We start from the raw sequence: 16,959 nt of genomic DNA on the forward strand, positions 1-16,959 counted from the left end.
GCGCCGGCCTGCGCGCCACTGAGGTGGTCTCGCTCAAGGTTGCCGACATCGACAGCAAGCGCATGATCATCCGCGTCAAGCAGGGCAAGGGCGGCAAGGACCTGTACCTGTCGGAAACTCAAATCCGGTCATATTCGTGATGCAATCCGCCGAGGACGGGGCGGCAAAGAATACGCCCTGCCCTCTTTACGGTGCCCGATAGGGGCGTATCCTTCTCCAAGGCCAAGTGCGTGCGCGTCTCATTGTAGTAGCGAGCATAGGATTTCAGAATTCGGCGCAGATGTGCCTCGCCTAAGACAATGATGTAATCCAAACACTCACGCCGGATCGATCCGATCAACCGTTCGGCAAAGCCGTTCTGCCAGGGTGAGGTCGGCGCAATAGGCTTGTCCCGAATGCCCATGGCACGCAATCGGCGTGTGACGATGCGGCCAAAGATCCGATCCCGATCGCGGATGAGGTAGCGCGGAGCCTCATCCCAAGGAAATGCCTCCGTTAATTGACGTGCAACCCATTCGGCCGTGGGATTTGCTGTGACGTTGATCCAGATGAGGTCTCTACGGTCTAGCCGGATGATGACAAAGGCATAGAGCAGGTCAAAACCGATAGTTGGAACCACGAACAAGTCCATGGCGGCAATGTCCGGTGCGTGGTTACGCAAGAAGGCTCGCCATCCCTGGCTGGATGGACCCCGTCGTTTCACCATGTACTTGGCGACGCTCGACTGCGCGACCTGAAACCCGAGCTTGAGCAGTTCGCCGTGAATGCGTGGCGCGCCCCAAAGCGGATTTTCGACACTCATCCGCCGGACCAATCCGCGCAGCTCCGTGTCGATTTGTGGCCGCCCTCCCCGTCGACGTGATTTCCAACGCCAATAGTTCCGAAAGCCGGCCCGATGCCAACGCACGAGAGTCTCGGGTTTAATGATCGCGAGAACCTGCACTATTGACGGAAACCAGCGATACAGCTGGATAAGGAACCAACGATCATGGTTCGTGAGCCGGACGCGACCATGCAGCCTACGCCTCAAGACCATCAACTGATGTCGAAGCGCCGCGTTCTCAGCTTCAAGCCGCAACCTCGACTTGAATGGCGAGGCCAAAACGGCCAGCACGAAGCAGAGCAGCCCGATCATTCCGCCAACTTAGGCGATTCCATCACATCATCAACCCGGACAAGGTGTTCGGTACACACAGGCGTCATGGTCAAGGACCGCGGCGCGCGTTGGCACGCGCAACCTCGATTGGTCCAAGGGCGGCAACGGGTTTAGAAGTCTCTGCGGATGCGGCTGGTGGTATTCCTCACTACGGCATCACGCGGCCCGGCGGCAATAACGATCGTCTATCGACTCCATGCCGAGGCGTGATTTCCCTCGCCGGCGTTGCAAGGTCATTCTCGTGGGTGGTGGCGGATGCGATGTCCCGTTACGTGCCATGGACGGAAGTCCTCTTCATTCGATGACACTAATCAAAATGCGAAAACTTCGTCAGGCGCAGCGGTAGAATGAAAAAGACGCTTTTGCGCCGTGAAAATTTGGCCAAACTATTTGCCGAATTTCTTGCCGTCATGTTTTCGGGAGGAATTGCCCTTGCTGCCGATACCACGGGAATATCGTTGATTCTATTTCCGGAAATTGCGGCGTTAGCGTTCGATGTATTTTCCCGTCCTAGAGGAAAATGGGCAACTCAACCTCTCAGGCTAATCATTACCCCGACGATAACCGCGGCGCTAGGTGTGATCGTCACCCGTCATTGGGAATATGGCGCAATCGCTATAACAGCTATTACTCTTCTTAGTCTTGTTACCATCAAATTGCTGCGGTCGAATATTGGGGCAGCGATCTCTGCAGGCGTGCTCCCAATGGTTCTCGGGGTGACAAGTTGGGTCTATCCCGTCGCCATTTTCTCAGGACTCGTTGTGCTTGCCGCTACACTGACCGTTTGGAAGCAATTCGATCCTCATGTTTACTTGTCTGAAGGAAAAAAAGAGGGTCAAATTATTGACGCTGCCGAAACGCCACCCAAAGGTAAATTTGGGATCTTCGCGTTGACGGGATTTGTACTGGTCTCTGGGGCGGCGGCACAAGCAACTGATTTACGATTTCTCTTGTTTCCTCCCCTGATTGTCGTGGCCTACGAATTGTTTGACCACCCGGAACTTCCGGGCTGGATGTCGCGGCCGATACTGTTTCCTCTCGTACGCTTCCTGACAGCCTCGGTTGGCATGTTTGCCAACTCTACACTTCACGCAGGTTTTTTGGGAGTGTCGTTCACGATGGTTTGTTCGATTGCGATTTTGAAGGCGTTTAAAGTCCATATGCCACCTGCGTTGGCAGTCGGCTTAATACCGTTTGTGATTGTCCATCCCACCTTCTGGTATCCAATATCGGTGTCTCTAGGCGCTTCCGCTTTGATCGCGTCCGCTAGCGTATACACGTCCATCAAACGCAGGCAGCGGCTGCGGTAAAGCCGCAAACCGCGAGCGCGAAGGCCAAGGGCGACGAAGAGGACCGAAAGCGAACCGTTGAGCCGCAGCGCAGCCCGCGCCGCACAGGGTCATGCCGCGGCGCCGCCGAGCGCGGCGATGAATTGTGGCCGTCGAATCCAAGTCCTCTGCGAGACGGAGCCTGTTCAAGAATAGCACGGTCCGATCGTGCGGTCCTCACTTTGAGGAAGTGGGGAAGGCCGGCTTGCGGCCGGCCTAATGTCCGGTTGGGGTCACGAGCCGCAAAACTCCAATTGAGCAGAACAGGACCGCTCGTCACCCGGTAACCGACGTGACAGCGGACATGCCGCGACTTCGCGTGCGCGCCATCAACGGACTAAGTGCATCAGTTCTGTTTCAGGAATTCCAGGAGCGCATTGTTTACTTCTTTGGCGCGCTCTTGCTGAGTCCAATGACCGCAACCTTTCAAGACTATTGTCTCGCGAAGCAAGGGCACGAACTGTTTCAGGCTAGGGATGAGATGGTTCCAATTCGGCGATCTGTAAACCCCGTCTCGATCGCCAACGACATAGAGTGCCGGGACCTGAACCTTTGCGCCAGACCATGGTGCGAGCAGTTCCCAATTTCGATCAATGATGCGATACCAATTCAGAGCTCCTCCAAAGCTGGTGCGCTTGAACTCCTCGACGTAAAATTCGATGTCATTGTCCGTGAGCCACGTCGGCAATGATTGGGTTGTAGGCTTACCATCAAGCCAACCCCCCTCACTAGGAAGCATCGCGAGCGACGCAGGATCTTCAACCGGCGCATCGCCGGATAGAGCAAACAATGTTGTCTTGATTGCGTTGTGGACGTCTTTTTCGAGTTCTGCCTCGGCAACGCCCGGCGTCTGGAAATACAGTTGATAGAAGCGTTGCTTTTCGGTCCGCGGCATGACGGTGCTTGGACGGTTGGGACCACGCACCTGAAACGGCACGCTCAAGCCAACGACGGCCCTAAATCGATCCGGTCTGAACAGAGCGCAGCGCCAAGCGACCGGCGCTCCCCAATCATGTCCGACAACGACTGCTTGATCCGTGCCGATCGCGTCGAGTAGTCCGACCATGTCTCCGGTCAAATGCAATAGAGTGTATTGATCGATCGCATCCGGTTTGTCCGTCTGCCCGTAACCACGCATGTCGGGCGCGATGGCGCGATATCCGGCGGCAGCGAGCGCTTCCAATTGGCCGCCACGAATACCAGCACTCCGGAAAGCCATGGCAGAGAAGCACGGCGGGGCCCCCTCCCTGCTTCGGCCAGGTGCATTCGAATGCCATTTGTCTCGATAAATCGATGCGAGATCGTCATCGCCAATCTCCGTAAGATCATTGATCTGACAGCTAATCAGTCACATTGTGAGTTCCAGCCGCAGCAGTGGCTCCGCCAACACCCAGTCGAACGGCGGACCGCCAAAACGACATGCTCTACGAATTTATTTTCGAGCCCGCACCGCGCCTCCGGCAGCATCGGAGCACGGCCGGACCATTCCATTAGCCGAAGTTCCGACCAGTGTAGATGTCTACACGTCCGTCGTTGACATTGATCCCGTCACCCGGCCGATGAATGCGTCTATAATCTCGTTGACTGTATCGGCGTGCGTCAACGGACCCATATGGCCTGCACCTTCGATCTCGGCATACGCCGCTCTTGGCCACAGGCCGCGCAGCACGTCTATGACGGCCCGTGCGGCGGGTGTCGTCTGTGAACCGCCGATCAATTGGATAGGCATCTTCAATCCAGAGAGTGCCCCGACCGTTGCTCCGTATGGCTCGAATCCCATCGGCCATTCGACGGGAAGCTTGGCTATACTTGCCCTCACCGCCTCGCGCTTCCTAGCGTCCATCGCGTCATACGCACCGAGGCCAACCCAATACTCGATGAAGCTACGCGCGGCTTCGTCAGCATCGTTCTCACCAATGTGGCGAAGTACGCGATCTGCAATAGCCTTGATTTCGGCATGCTCGGATAGCCTTCCTGCCGCGGCCAGGAGGTAGAAGAGGCTTGGCTCGACCAGTGTTAGGCTTCGCACCTGTTCCGGCATTCGGACGGCTACCCGGGCTAGAACGGAGGCTCCGAACGAGTGACCGACCATGAACCGGCTGCGAGATCAGGCGCACGAGCGCTTCCACGATCGCAATCTCGTGCTTCATTGGTGGAATGTCGCCCGAGTACGCCGCTGTACGTCCGTATCCGATGTGATCAGGCGCGACCAAGCGATGGCGGCCCGACATTCGCTTGATGAGGGCTCGCCATTGTCCGCTTGAGGCAGCGGAGCCATGCCCGAGCACCACTGGGACGCCCGTACCTTCATCGCGATAATAGGCGTCGAGCCCATTCACAGAAATCTGCGGCATCGAGGCAGCCCCTCAGGGCGGCCCAGTGCTATTTAGCAACAATGTAAGTGCGGTTGAGAGTCCGGACTTGTCCCCTTTGCGACCTGCCGGTCCGGCCGGATGTCCGGTCTACCCGAAGACAGTTCGCGTTCGACCAGGTCGCGCAACCCGGGACTCTGAAACGAACAAAGGCCCGGCCACTCCTTTCTGGAGCAGCCGGGCCAACGTTTTCCTGCAGATAATCGCGGGGAGATTCGCTGGTTCGACCCACCGCTGACGAGCAGCGGTTCTTATGGCGCGGGCATGCGCCGAATTGCAATTTGCTGGAAGCTTTGTCGACGCGCGCCGCGTACGGGTGAGGTCGCCACTAGGTTGGTCAGAACCTCGTTGATCGTAAGGTGGTTCGGAATGACCGAATTGGACGGTTCCAGTGCGTTCCGGTTGTGGCAGCAGGATTGCGCCGTGAGACTTACGCTGCGACTGAAGTCTCAGCGGTATGGCCTAGTCGGCCCGCGATGGGTTCGAGGCCGCGGCGACAGCGTAAGCATCACTGGCGTGCCGCCCGTTGGCAGAAGCGAGATTGGCGGAATGCGCCGGCAACACAGAACTGCAACTCCGCTGTGAGGCGGGGAGGGCCGGACGCGTTCACGTCCTCGCGCGCCATTACAGGCGTAACCAATCGCTTCACCTCCGAAATGCTGACGTAGCGAAGCCGGCCGAGATTGGCGGTCTCCGTCCACGCAATCCGGCAGGTGAAGGGCTGCCCACCACCTCGCCGCGGCCTGGGAGTGGTCTGGCAATGAAGGAGACGATGCACTGTGTCGTATGATTTTCTTCTGGTATCGTGGGGTACTTCCGGCAATCTCAATCCGCTGCTGACCGCCGGTCGTCAGTTGCGGCAGTGCGGACATAACGTCAGGGTGATGGCGGACCCGGCGATGCGTGACGAAGTCTTGGCCGCCGACTTTGACTTTGTCAGCTGGCGCCGTGCGCCGACCGGACGAGCAGCGGACCCCGCGGACGTCTCCGGCTTGCGCGATGCGTTTCGCCGCATCATGGCGGATCCAGCGCACGACTATGCGGCTGACATAAAGGACGAAATAAGCAGAGCTGCAACAGATGCCGTGCTCAGCATTGATTTGTTGCTTGGCGCAGTGCTCGGCGCAGAAGCCGCGGGCGTGCCCATCGCCCTGCTCTCGCCGCATGTCAGCCTTCGGCCGCTGGCCGGGGTGCCGCCCGCCGCCAGCGGCCTCGCGGCGCCGAAGACGGCGCGGCAACGAGCTGACGTCGACGCCGCTGCTCAGGAGATGATGGCGCTTTTCGACAGCTTCCTGCCGAGCTTCAACGCCGCCTGTGCGCGGATGGGCGTGCCAAGCCTTTCCCATGTGCTCGACCTATTCGACAGGGCGGCGCGCGTGTTGCTCGCGATCAGTCGCGCATTCGATTTCCAGGCCGACTGGTTGCCCGCCAATCTGCGCTATGTCGGTCCGCTGCTCGATCAGCCAAGTTGGTGCGGGTCGTGGCGCGCGCCCTGGTCGACGGATCGGCCGCGTGTGCTGATCACCGGCAGCACCGGCGCTCAGGGACAGGGCGAACTGGTGCAGAAGATCATCCATGCGATGGGTCAGCTTGACGTCGAGGCCGTTGCGACTGCCGGTCCGAACCTGGACGTCAATAGCCTTGAGGCCCCGGACAATTTGCATTTGCTTCGAAGTGCACCGCACGATGCGGTAATGCAGGAAGTTTCGCTGGTCATCAGCCAGGGAGGTCACGGCACCGTCAACCGCGCGCTCGTCAACGGCGTCCCTCTGCTGGTGCTCCCGATGGGTCGCGATCAGGGCGACAATGCGATCCGTGTCGAGACCAATGGCGCCGGCCTGCGGCTGCCGCCGACTGCTTCGGCAGAGGAGATCGCTTCGGCAGCTGCGCGGCTGATACTGGAGCCGGATTTTCGGCTAGCTGCGCGCCGGCTCGGTGACGCTATCGCAGCTGACATCCGCAGCTCGGGACTAGTCGGGGAGATGGAGGCTATTGCCGCAATGCAGAAGCGCCATCGCGCAGCGTAACCCCACTTATCGATCGCTCCGGCTCCCGAAAGCGCGTCGTCCTCACGAATAGGAGAAGAAAGCGGCGATCGCCAATCGCACGCGCTTCCATTTGCCCGACGGGCCGCTAACGCCGGGGCGTCGCTCCCTCTCCGCCGAGCCGGGGCTGGGCGACGTAGGCGATCGGCTATAGGTTGCATTGCTCCTGTAGAGCACGCTCCGACTGATAACAGTGCACATAGTGCCGCGCCATCTTTGAAAAGCCAGGAACGAAACCTGTCGCTATCATCTAATCTTGGCCTCCGGTCCCGACTGCCCCTAAGCCCCCGGCCCGAGGAAACCAGCCGTGTGGTTGGCGGCCCCAGCTGCCACAAGCTGGGGCCGTTTCCGTTGAGCCGTTACGCTACTCGACTTCGCCTTTGGGATTAGCCAGCAGCATGGACTAACGTAGATCAATGAAGCTTGGTGGCCGTGGGACTAAACCACGGGGCATGAAACGCAAACGCAATCGAGCCAAGCAAACCACTTCACTCCAGGCGCGGCTGGTCAGCTTAGCCCAATACGCCCGCGAGCGCGCGAGAACCATGCCTCCGGGCGACGAGCGCGAGAAGCTACTCAGGCAAGCGGCCCAAGCGGAACAGGCTGCCGAGTTAAACGAAGCCCTCAGTTTGGGCCCGCCGAAATGAGCTTTGACCAATGAAAGACATGCAGGCGCACTTGGAGAAGCTTCGAAATGAAGCCGAAGAGTGCGAATTGATTAGCAAGCTAGCGACCAATGGGACCAAGAAGGCGCTGTTTGCCAGGCTCGCCGAACATCACCGAGCCTTGGTCAAGGAAGTCGAGGAAGCCATAGTGGCGTCCTCGCTAAGCACAAGCGATTGAACTACCCTTCGATAAAGATTGCTCGGCCTCGCCGCCACTGGTGGCCTCACTGCCCCTCTAGCTTCTTTTCGATGTAGGCGTTGACTGCATCGGCTAAGCTTCGCTGACTGCCTAACACAGCATCGCGCTGTTTCAGAACGTCTTGCTGGAGAACCTGGAGGCCGCTTTTCCTGGCCGGAGCGGGTGTCGCGTCCCAATATTCAATTGATGGCCCTTTCGGCCAAGGGAATGCCGCTGACGTCTCCCTTGGCTATCAAGCGACGCAAGATAGCCAGACAAGCATCAATGTGTCCCATGTTGCGAATATGCGCTCCACATCGGCGCCTTTGTCATGGGCCAAACTACCCATCGCGATAGCCTATCGAGGCTTCTTGCCCGACTTTTGTTTCGTGCTCGCCTTTTCCTTGGCCTTGAGCACGTCGGCCTGACTGCGGTACCCCTTTGCAAGAACCACAGCGGGCGGGAAGAGTTCCAATCTCGCCGGTCGTCGAGAACCGACTTCGCAGAAAACATAGCATCAGTGCGAACCAGAGAGGAAGGCGGTCGGCCGAGACCAGCCGTGTGCAGGCATCGAACTCCGTGCGTACTTTGAGTCGAAAGCTTTCTTCAAACACATCTTTTGGTTGGATCAGTTTCGGCCTAACGTGGTTTGGCCTGCTGATTTTTGAGGACGCACAGATGAAATACAGCTTGATGGCATTCGCTGCCGTACTTGCTAGCAGCACCTTCGCCTTTGCTGACACTCCAGTGACGCCGGCGGAGGCCGAGAAAATCAAAGCTACCTTGGCGGCGCTTGGCTGCACGGGCGGCGAGATGGAGAAGCAAACCGAGGGCAGTGGCTACTTTGAAATCGATGACGCCAAGTGCAAGGACGGACAGTACGACATCAAGCTCGATCGGGAATTCAAGTTGATCGCGATGACCCGCGATTAGGACCGGTCAATAAGCCGGTCTTAACTGATGTGGCCTACTTCCCTGGCGGCCGCAGTCCCGGCGAGTTAATCCACTCGTTGATATGCGCAGCCACAGCAGCTTGCCGCTCCAAATCAGGCGCCCGCCTTCGGCCCAAGAACGTGTCTGGGCAAGGTTGGCGAAGAATTCTGCCGACGTCCGCACAAGCTCGCGCGTCTGAGCAATTATTTGGCTGAGTGACAGATGTTCGTTTGGATGGGTATCTAGCATGCTCTTCTCCCGTTGCTTATGTAGGCGGGAGCGCTATTGGTCTCTCAGCCACCGACGCCTACGGACGAGCCTTGGCCGGTGATGTAAACACCATAAGCCGCTTGCCGCACTGTTCCAAGGCAGTTGGTGTGCATGCGACAGTGGAGCCAAATACGACAAACTCCCTGACCCATCGACAGACTCGCACAGCGGCTGTTCCCTCGTGCGATGCAATCGTCTGTTCGCGCAGCTCGGCAGTCACGCCGTGGGTATAGGCGATCAGGCCGTCTTTACGCACATGTGAGCGCTTGCGTGCTCGAGATTGAGCACGGCCGGGATGCCACCAAGGTTCGAGGGAGGCCCTAAGATTTTGCAGGACGGAGGCGCGCTCGCTCGTCCAACTCTTGGATTTCCGCTTCAATCTCGGTGGCCAATTCGCTGATGTTTTTGAGCGTTTCTGGGCCTCGAAACTCGTCAGAGAGCGCACGACACCTCGCGAGCTTAAGTTCGAGCTCCCGTCTTTTTGTTAAGAGGTCCATGCGCCGCTCTGCTGTCATGAAACATCGGAAGGTTATAGTTTCTGCTGTGCTTCGCCAATCAGGTTCCTCTGTGCAGAATAGCCGTAAGAACAACCATGCCCTCGGCTCCGTGTTGGCCGGGCCATGGCTATCGGCCCTTCGGGTCATTCGCGTCGATTTTGCAGCGCCTCGTCAACGGCGGTTTACCACTGACAGCTGACGTAGATAAGCACCGGGGTTGCTCGTGATGGGCCAGGAGCGGATATAGCCGTGCTACTCGATCATCTCGTCGGGGGCGCGAGCAGCAAGACCCGAAGACAGCTACACAATTAGATCGTGCGTAAAATGGTGCTCGGCTCCTCTTGCGCCATCAACGACGTTTTCCTGCGCGAGTGAAATATCAATCAGGGCCGCATCCTGGATCGGCGCCGGTCCATCGTGTCCGGCAACGTGCTGGCTAAGTGTTATCGAATCCGGTTCGTGGCGCACATGTACTTCAAAGATATCTGAAGCTTTGGAAGCTGCCATCTGATTCTTGAAATGAAACGAATCTCCGAGCTCTGGCGCGGCCGCCGTTTTTGCGTGCCAGGCGTCATCGATAAGAACCTGATCCTTGCCTCCACTGTTCAGGCTCGATTCCGAATGCGGGTTGTTGGAGGCGTTTACAGGCGCCGTGTGCAAATCGCGCTGCGATTGGCCGGGATTGGTAACGTTCAGTGGTGTCCCGTCATGCTTGGTGTGCTGCTCGGCAGCTGCGGAGCCGTTTTCAGAAGCGTGCAAATCGCGATTCGACTGCCCATGATTGGAATCGTCTCCCGGTGCGTCATGCTTGGCATGCTGCTTGGCGGCTGCGGAGCTATCTTCAGAAGCGTGCAAATCGCGATTCGATTGCCCATGATTGGAACCGTCTCCCGGTGCTTCATGCTTGGCATGCTGCTTGGCGGCTGCGGAGCCGCCTTCAGGAGCGTGCAAATCGCGATTCGATTGCCCATGATTGGAATCGTCTCCCGGTGCGTCGTGCGCGGCTTGCCGCTTAGCGGCTGCGGAGTCATTTTCAGAAGCGTGCAGACCGCGCTGCGATTGACCACGATTGGAATCGTCCCCCGCACTTGGCGCTGTTGTGCCATGCTCGGCATGCTGCGACGCCTCGGTTGCGGCCTCGCCGAAACCGCCGTGATCGGTAGTGTCCCCGGCGCGGACGTTGACGGGCGCGGAACCTTCGTAGATCGTGTCACCGCGATTAATCGCATCATCTGATTTTGCGTGAAGAGAGCTATCTTTGCCGTGGCGGCTCCCGCTATCCTCCCTTGCTTCTGCACCGACAATCTGAGGTTCAACGCCGTCTATGGCGATGGTATCGCTTCGGGGAATTTCGAAGGTGAATGACCGATCGTATATTCCGGGATTTAGCCAAGCCAGGTTGTCGAAACCAACGAGGTTCGCATCGGCGCTGCTGGGGCTATTGAGGCTTACCAATTCCTTGGTGCCGTCTGCGGTAGCTGACCCGAAGACATCGGTAAGGTTATTGCCAAGATCGAACGCTTGCGCGGGGCTGCAGATGATGTCGAGCTCGTAAATCAAGACTGCGGCCGCCGCCATCATGAAAGCGCCATAGCTGCCCGAGCTCGGCCTTGGAGAGTTGAGTGCCGCCAACGCACTCGTGCTGGCAGCAATATCGGCGCTGGAATCGACGAGTTTGCCGGTCGGTGTCGGCGTGCCCGCCGCGGAATTCTCGGCTCGGCCGGCTTTGCTCATGGTTCTAGCCGTGGTGCTCGAAGCACCGGCAGATTTTTTGGGATTGATGACGATGGTTACGACCTCGGCGGTGCCGTCTGCGGCCATTACCGTGAAAGTATCGGTAAACGTATGGCCGACTGCGTTCGGATGCGCGGCGTGAACGTTGTCTAGCGCTGCGAAAATCAGGGCTGCAAGCGCGCCGATTCCGCCGGAAAGGCGCGATAGGGCGAGCGCTGCGAGCTCCGTCCGGTTGTTGATCTGAAGCTTCTGAAATATGCGATCGAGGTCCGCCTTGATGGTGCCAGGGGGGACATTGAGTTGGCGCGCAATCTCTTTGTTCGACAAGCCGTAGGCGACCAGACGCATGATCTTCCGCTCTTCGACCGTCAAGACTGCCAGCACATCTTCACCAAACGTCCCATTTTCTGCCTGCGCCCGGTCGGGCCGCGGCGCCACTAGCCTCAGGGACTGCAGCACGGTTTCGGGCTTCGCGCGCATCGAAATCGCGTTGCAAGCACCGGCAGCGATTGCGGCGGCGAGGTCGCCACGTGCGACGGATGCGGTGTAGAAGACAAGCCGGGTAGGAAGGTTTTCGGCATTGGCAACGGCGAGCATTTCAGATGCCGTGACATCAGAAAATCCGTCCTCTACAAGCACAACATCGGGTGCTAGATTCCGAACTGCTTCGAGGCAGCTGGCTCCATCGAGACAGGACGCAACGAGCTCGAAGTCGGGCTCCGCCGCAAACAGCGACGCAAAACCCTGCAGAACGACAGGGCGTCGATCTGCTATCACCAATCGGATCCGACGCATTAGCGCTTCCCTCGCCGGCATCTCGCTGTAACCGCGCCCAAGCAAATGCATCCCAGGGAATGGCGTGCACTTCAAAAGCAGCGCGGCAACGCACGATACCGCGCATGGTTCCCGGATCATTGCTACGCCGTTCCTACTCGCCATTGAAGGCGTGGCCCGCATCCGGCCAAATGCCTAATTAGGGTCAAATGCCGACTTCAACTCGGAGTCACGTCCGCTAATGGAGTGGTCCGGCCGTGCTCCGGCCCTGCCAGTGCGAGAAGCTGGCAAGGGACACTCAAGACAAGGAGCACACCATGTCTCAGAAGCTCAACGCAGCGATCGCCGTGATCGGCATCGATATCGGCGAGAACTCGTTCCACCTCGTGGGTCATGATCACCGCGGTGCCATCGTGCTGCGACAGAAGTGGTCACGCGGCCAGGTGGAAACGCGGCTCGCCAACCTGCCGCCGTGCTTGATCGGGATGGAGGCTTGCGTCGGCGCGCATCATCTCAGCCGCAAGCTCCAAATGCGTGGCCACGACGCCCGCCTGATGCCGGCGAAATACGTGCGCCCCTATTCGAAGGGGCAGAAGAATGACTTCCGAGATGCGGAAGCCATCGCCGAGGCTGTCCAGCGCCCGACCATGAAGTTCGTCGCGACCAAGACCGCCGATCAGCTCGACCTTCAGGCGCTGCACCGCGTCCGCGATCGAGTGGTCGGTCAGCGTACCGGCCTCATCAATCAGATCCGTGCGTTCCTGCTGGAGCGGGGCATCGCCGTACGCCCAAGGCCTGCACTCCCTGCGGTGCGAGTTGCCGGGTATCCTCCCGACGCGCACCGATGTGCTCTCGCCTCGCATGTTGCGCATCATCGAGGATCTGGCGGGCGACTGGCGCCGGCTGGATGCACGTATCGAGGGGCTGTCGAGCGAGATCGAAACGCTGGCCCATCAAGATCACGCCTGGGAGCGATTGATGACGGTGCCCGGCATTGGCCCGCTCATCTCAAGCGCCATGGTGGCCGCGATCGGCACTGGAGACGTGTTCTCGAAAGGCCGCGAATTCGGCGCCTGGCTTGGGCTGGTGCCGACGCAGATCTCGACCGGCGACCGCACGATCCTGGGCAAGATATCAAGGCGCGGCAATCGCTGCCTGCGCGCGCTGTTCGTCCAAGCCGCATGGGTGGTGCTGGTCAGGGTGAAGTGCTGGGAGCGCTATGGCCTCAAATCTTGGATCGAAGCCGCCAAGAAGCGATTGCACCACAACGTGCTGGCGATTGCGCTCGCCAACAAGCTCGCCCGAATCGCCTGGGCGGTCCTCAACAGGGCCGCGTCTTCTAGCGCGAGGCTCGCCAACCAAGACCTAGCCGGAAGCGAACTACGCTGGAAATGCCGACGCCTTCGCAAGCGCTGAGCGTTAACTTAAACGCCGGAGCGTTGCTAGCCTAACGTCAGCCAACGAGCACAGTCCTGTCCTCGAAGAACGGACCGGACGTCCAGATTCGGTGTCCGCAAATCCACGTGCCGGATTTCAGCTTTGACGGGCAACTCGCCTATGCCCCAATGGTGGAGAGAGGTCCGTGACAGCACTTGCGCAACACAGATTCGAACCTTGGGCACGTGGCGACACACCTTTCGCCCAAGATCAAGGTCGGCCGCCAAGTCTTCCGAACCGGTCGTGAAAAATTGTGATTGAAGGAAAGCGGCATGGAACAGTCCCCCCAGATCGGTGACAGGATCACTGACAAGTCAGCATCGCCCGATGATAGCACTGTCCGCGACTGGATCGGACCGGGCGCGTTCAAGCATTGGGCCTCTCTGCAGAACTGGATCGAGGACTTCTACCCCGGTGTCTTCGCGCCGGAATGGCTCTATGGCGGCAAGAAGCGCGGCTGGTCCCTACGCTACAAGAGAACAAAGGCGTTTTGCACCTTCGTGCCGGAATACAGGAGGTTTTCGGCCGTGGTGGTCTTGGGGAGAGCAGAACGAGACAAGTTTGAGGAGCGCCGTTATGTCTGGCGTTCGCAGTTGGTCAAGCTTTACGATGAAGCCCAAATATACCCGGACGGGAAATTCCTGACCGTTACGATCTCATCCGCAGATGATCGGCATGATGTGACGGAGCTTTTGACCATGAAGCGCCCTCCACCGTCGCGCGCTTGAATGTCGCCCGAAAGTTTCGCGGCAAGTCGCGACGCTGGTTATTCAGCAAAAACTCTGTCGGATGGTGCCGAGCGGCCATCCGGCCGTCAAATCTCGCGACGTCGTTGCACGATGCGTTATCGTTTGAAGAGTGCGCTTCCCACCAACTACCGATCAATATGCTCTGGCAGGTGTCGTCAATTTCCTTCTTAGCTATCCGGCTTGCGAGCATTCCCCGTTGCTATGGAAACTATACATGCCGGCTATTGGAAAGCTTCGCCGCGTGTTGCGATCAATGCGTAGAGCTTTCGCGGATTTCATGAGTGACGTTGATTGGCTCATGGCTCACTCCCTGCGCGCTCAAGAGGCATTCATGGCTTTCACGTTAAAGATCAACGGCACCCCTCGTGAGGTCGATGTTGACGGCGACATCCCGTTGCTGTGGGTGCTGCGCGACGTGCTCGGCATGACCGGGACCAAGTTCGGGTGCGGCCAGGCGCTGTGCGGCGCCTGCACCGTGCATATCGACGGCCAACCGGTCCGCTCCTGCCAGACGTCGGTCGATAGCATCGGCGACGGCGCGGTCACCACGATCGAGGGGATCGGCCGCACGCCGCAAGGCGCGGCCTTGCGGAAGGCGTGGTTGGATCTGGAGGTCGTGCAGTGCGGTTACTGCCAATCCGGCCAGATCATGTCGGCGGCGGCATTGCTGATAGATACTCCGAAGCCGAGCGATGCGGATATCGACTCAGCGATGTCGGGAAATGTCTGCCGTTGCGGTACCTACCAGCGTATCCGAACCGCGATCAAGCGAGCAGCGGGAGTTTGAGCCATGGATAGGCTGATTCTAACGAACCGGTTCGAAGGTGAAACGGCGATGTCGCGGCGCACCTTCCTTCAGGGCACAGGCTTGCTGCTCGGTTTTGCTCTGACCGGTGCACGCACGGAGCCCGTGTTCGCGGCGCCCGCTTCGCAGGTGGTCGAAAACGAGGTCACGGGTACTTTCGCGCCGAATGGATTTATACGGATCAATCCGACCGGCGCCGTAACCCTGGTCATTCCGATGATCGAGATGGGACAGGGCGTTTACACCTCGCTCTCGATGCTTCTCGCTGAAGAACTTGAAGTGAAGCTTGACCAGATTCAGGTTCAGCATGCGCCGCCAAATCATGCGCTCTACGTCAACTCGATCATAGGTATTCAAAATACAGGTGGTTCCGCCTCTGTCCGCGCCTTCTGGACGCCGCTCCGTCAGGCAGGGGCAGTGGGTCGTAATCTGCTGATTGCGGCAGCCGCAAAGCGCTGGAATGTCGATCCGGCGACTTGCCGCGCCAGCGATGGCGTCGTGTTCGATGCATCAGGCTCGAAGCATCTGAGCTACGGCGAACTTGCGACCGCCGCGGCGAAATTGCCTGTGCCGCCTGCGGCAAACGTCAGATTGAAGGATCCGAAGGATTTCACCCTGATCGGAACACGCGCCAAGCGCGTGGATTCATCGATAAAAGTCGATGGGCGCGCGCTCTACGGTATCGATACGCGATTACCGGGTATGAAGGTTGCAATGGTTGCTATTTCGCCCGTGCTCGGTGGCAAAGCGAAAACGGTGAACGAGAACGCCGCGCTGGCAGTGAAGGGCGTGCGGCAGGTGGTCAATATCGATGAAGCTGTTGCCGTGATCGCGGATCACATGGGTGCGGCGAAGAAGGGGCTCGAGGCTGCCGCCATCACATGGGATGACGGGCCGAACGGCAAGGTCAACAACGCCGATATCGTCAAGCAATTGGAGAAGGAATCCAAAAAGCCGGGCGTTGTTGCCCGCAACGAAGGCGATGCGGGGAAGGCACTTGCGGAGGCAGCGCAACGGGTTGACGCCATCTATCAGGTGCCTTTCCTGGCCCATGCGGCGATGGAGCCGATGAACTGTACCGTTCATCTGCAGAAGGATCGTTGCGACATTTGGGTCGGTACACAGGCGCCTACGATCACGCAGTCTCAGCTGGTCGAACTCACCGGCCTGCCAAAGGATGCGATCAAAATTCATAATCATCTGATTGGCGGCGGCTTCGGCCGAAGGCTGGAGGCCGATGGCACGGTGCTGGCCGTCAAGATCGCCAAGCACGTCGATGCCCCGGTGAAGGTGATCTGGAGCCGCGAGGAAGACATCCAGCACGACATGTATCGGCCGTATTATCTCGATCGGCTCTCAGCCGGACTTGACGCGGCCGGCAAGCCGGTTGCCTGGACGCATCGGATAGCCGGCTCCTCAGTCATGGCTCGCTACTATCCCCCTTACGTCAAGGACGGATTGGACCCCGACGCCGTAGAAGCGGCGGCCGAGCCGCCCTATGCGCTGCCCAATATCCACGTCGACTTTGTCCGAGTCGAGGCCCCCGGTGTCCGGACGTCTTGGTGGCGCGGCGTCGGGCCGACTCACAATGTTTTTGTGGTCGAAAGCTTCATGGATGAGCTCGCTCATGCCGCGAAGCAGGATCCCCTCGCTTACCGCAAGGGATTGCTTGGCCACAATCCGCGAGCGCTCGCTGTTCTGTCGCTCGCGGCGGAAAAGGCAGGGTGGGGATCCCCCCTTCCCGCGCGGCATGGCCGCGGAATTTCGGTACAATTCGCATACGGAAGTTACACGTCGCAGGTCGCCGAGGTCGAAGTGGCGGCCGATGGCTCTGTCAAAGTCAAGCGGATTGTCTGTGCGATTGACTGCGGCATGTACGTCAATCCAGATACGATCGAAGCACAGGTTCAAGGTGGAACGCTTTTCGGCCTGACCGCCGGAGCTATGGCGGAATCTGGGTGATGACGGCCTGAGAAGGGCGGCGTATCGAGGCGGGTAACCAGCCAGCCAGAACCT

12 protein-coding genes and 2 pseudogenes are annotated in these 16,959 nt (G+C 59.0%); 9 read left to right on the top strand and 5 right to left on the bottom strand.

The genetic code is table 11. The features are described from left to right. Positions 1 to 118: 118 nt before the first annotated feature. Positions 119 to 1,135, bottom strand: coding sequence for an integrase core domain-containing protein (locus AC5ZG1_RS41930; protein ID WP_496136323.1), 1,017 nt, complete (start codon positions 1,133 to 1,135; stop codon positions 119 to 121). Positions 1,136 to 1,503: 368 nt separating this feature from the next. Between AC5ZG1_RS41930 and AC5ZG1_RS41935 the strand changes: the two genes are divergently transcribed. Then, entirely contained in the window at positions 1,504 to 2,466 is a 963-nt protein-coding gene (locus AC5ZG1_RS41935; RefSeq protein ID WP_496136324.1) for a hypothetical protein, read from the top strand. Between the two features lie 364 nt (positions 2,467 to 2,830). Here AC5ZG1_RS41935 and AC5ZG1_RS41940 read toward each other — a convergent pair whose 3' ends face one another. Continuing rightward, the gene (locus tag AC5ZG1_RS41940) at positions 2,831 to 3,667 is read right to left on the bottom strand and encodes an alpha/beta fold hydrolase (RefSeq protein ID WP_496136325.1); all 837 of its coding nucleotides are present in this window, start codon (positions 3,665 to 3,667) and stop codon (positions 2,831 to 2,833) included. Positions 3,668 to 4,003: 336 nt separating this feature from the next. Beyond that, positions 4,004 to 4,576 (bottom strand): alpha/beta fold hydrolase, encoded by a 573-nt coding sequence (locus tag AC5ZG1_RS41945; protein ID WP_496136326.1) that lies wholly within the window; start codon positions 4,574 to 4,576, stop codon positions 4,004 to 4,006. A gap of 1,059 nt (positions 4,577 to 5,635) precedes the next feature. Between AC5ZG1_RS41945 and AC5ZG1_RS41950 the strand changes: the two genes are divergently transcribed. The 3 genes from AC5ZG1_RS41950 (at position 5,636) to AC5ZG1_RS41960 (ending at position 8,677) form a co-directional block, all read left to right on the top strand. Then, the gene (locus tag AC5ZG1_RS41950) at positions 5,636 to 6,883 is read left to right on the top strand and encodes a glycosyltransferase (RefSeq protein ID WP_496136327.1); all 1,248 of its coding nucleotides are present in this window, start codon (positions 5,636 to 5,638) and stop codon (positions 6,881 to 6,883) included. A gap of 675 nt (positions 6,884 to 7,558) precedes the next feature. Continuing rightward, complete coding sequence (locus AC5ZG1_RS41955) at positions 7,559 to 7,744, top strand: hypothetical protein (RefSeq protein ID WP_464349434.1); 186 nt, start codon at positions 7,559 to 7,561, stop codon at positions 7,742 to 7,744. A 678-nt stretch (positions 7,745 to 8,422) separates the two neighbouring features. Next, positions 8,423 to 8,677 carry a hypothetical protein gene (locus AC5ZG1_RS41960; RefSeq protein WP_496136328.1) on the top strand — a complete coding sequence of 85 codons (255 nt, stop codon included), beginning with the start codon at positions 8,423 to 8,425 and terminating at the stop codon, positions 8,675 to 8,677. 1,067 nt (positions 8,678 to 9,744) lie between these two features. Here AC5ZG1_RS41960 and AC5ZG1_RS41965 read toward each other — a convergent pair. After that, on the bottom strand, positions 9,745 to 11,775 hold the full coding sequence (locus AC5ZG1_RS41965; RefSeq protein ID WP_496136329.1) for a response regulator transcription factor: 2,031 nt from the start codon (positions 11,773 to 11,775) through the stop codon (positions 9,745 to 9,747). A 494-nt stretch (positions 11,776 to 12,269) separates the two neighbouring features. Between AC5ZG1_RS41965 and AC5ZG1_RS41970 the strand changes: the two are divergent. From AC5ZG1_RS41970 to AC5ZG1_RS41980, 3 genes and pseudogenes are all read left to right on the top strand, one after another. Next, positions 12,270 to 13,368, top strand: a pseudogene (locus AC5ZG1_RS41970) (IS110 family RNA-guided transposase). Positions 13,369 to 13,661: 293 nt separating this feature from the next. Further along, positions 13,662 to 14,117, top strand: coding sequence for a DUF3788 domain-containing protein (locus tag AC5ZG1_RS41975; RefSeq protein ID WP_496136330.1), 456 nt, complete (start codon positions 13,662 to 13,664; stop codon positions 14,115 to 14,117). Between the two features lie 352 nt (positions 14,118 to 14,469). Then, the gene (locus tag AC5ZG1_RS41980) at positions 14,470 to 14,925 is read left to right on the top strand and encodes a (2Fe-2S)-binding protein (RefSeq protein ID WP_496136331.1); all 456 of its coding nucleotides are present in this window, start codon (positions 14,470 to 14,472) and stop codon (positions 14,923 to 14,925) included. 18 nt (positions 14,926 to 14,943) lie between these two features. Here AC5ZG1_RS41980 and AC5ZG1_RS41985 read toward each other — a convergent pair whose 3' ends face one another. Continuing rightward, entirely contained in the window at positions 14,944 to 15,252 is a 309-nt protein-coding gene (locus AC5ZG1_RS41985) for a hypothetical protein (RefSeq protein WP_496136333.1), read from the bottom strand. Between AC5ZG1_RS41985 and AC5ZG1_RS41990 the strand changes: the two are divergent. Together AC5ZG1_RS41990 and AC5ZG1_RS41995 are read left to right on the top strand one after the other, a co-directional pair. Next, positions 15,160 to 15,444, top strand: a pseudogene (locus AC5ZG1_RS41990) (molybdopterin cofactor-binding domain-containing protein); the annotation flags it as partial. The gene AC5ZG1_RS41985 and the pseudogene AC5ZG1_RS41990 overlap by 93 nt on opposite strands. Positions 15,445 to 15,534: 90 nt before the next feature. Continuing rightward, complete coding sequence (locus tag AC5ZG1_RS41995; protein WP_496136332.1) at positions 15,535 to 16,905, top strand: xanthine dehydrogenase family protein molybdopterin-binding subunit; 1,371 nt, start codon at positions 15,535 to 15,537, stop codon at positions 16,903 to 16,905. Positions 16,906 to 16,959: the final 54 nt, after the last annotated feature.

The sequence above is a fragment of the Bradyrhizobium sp. Leo78 genome, from assembly GCF_059512425.1.

Excerpts from the sequence above, each read along its gene's own strand:
- AC5ZG1_RS41975 (WP_496136330.1), top strand. The coding sequence starts at position 13,662 with ATGGAACAGTCCCCCCAGATCGGTGACAGGATCACTGACAAGTCAGCA.
- AC5ZG1_RS41955 (WP_464349434.1), top strand. The coding sequence starts at position 7,559 with ATGAAAGACATGCAGGCGCACTTGGAGAAGCTTCGAAATGAAGCCGAA.
- AC5ZG1_RS41935 (WP_496136324.1), top strand. The coding sequence starts at position 1,504 with ATGAAAAAGACGCTTTTGCGCCGTGAAAATTTGGCCAAACTATTTGCC.
- AC5ZG1_RS41980 (WP_496136331.1), top strand. The coding sequence starts at position 14,470 with ATGGCTTTCACGTTAAAGATCAACGGCACCCCTCGTGAGGTCGATGTT.
- AC5ZG1_RS41965 (WP_496136329.1), bottom strand. The coding sequence starts at position 11,775 with ATGCTCGCCGTTGCCAATGCCGAAAACCTTCCTACCCGGCTTGTCTTC.
- AC5ZG1_RS41945 (WP_496136326.1), bottom strand. The coding sequence starts at position 4,576 with ATGGTCGGTCACTCGTTCGGAGCCTCCGTTCTAGCCCGGGTAGCCGTC.
- AC5ZG1_RS41930 (WP_496136323.1), bottom strand. The coding sequence starts at position 1,135 with ATGATCGGGCTGCTCTGCTTCGTGCTGGCCGTTTTGGCCTCGCCATTC.
- AC5ZG1_RS41960 (WP_496136328.1), top strand. The coding sequence starts at position 8,423 with ATGAAATACAGCTTGATGGCATTCGCTGCCGTACTTGCTAGCAGCACC.
- AC5ZG1_RS41985 (WP_496136333.1), bottom strand. The coding sequence starts at position 15,252 with ATGCTGAACCTGAATCTGGTCAAGCTTCACTTCAAGTTCTTCAGCGAG.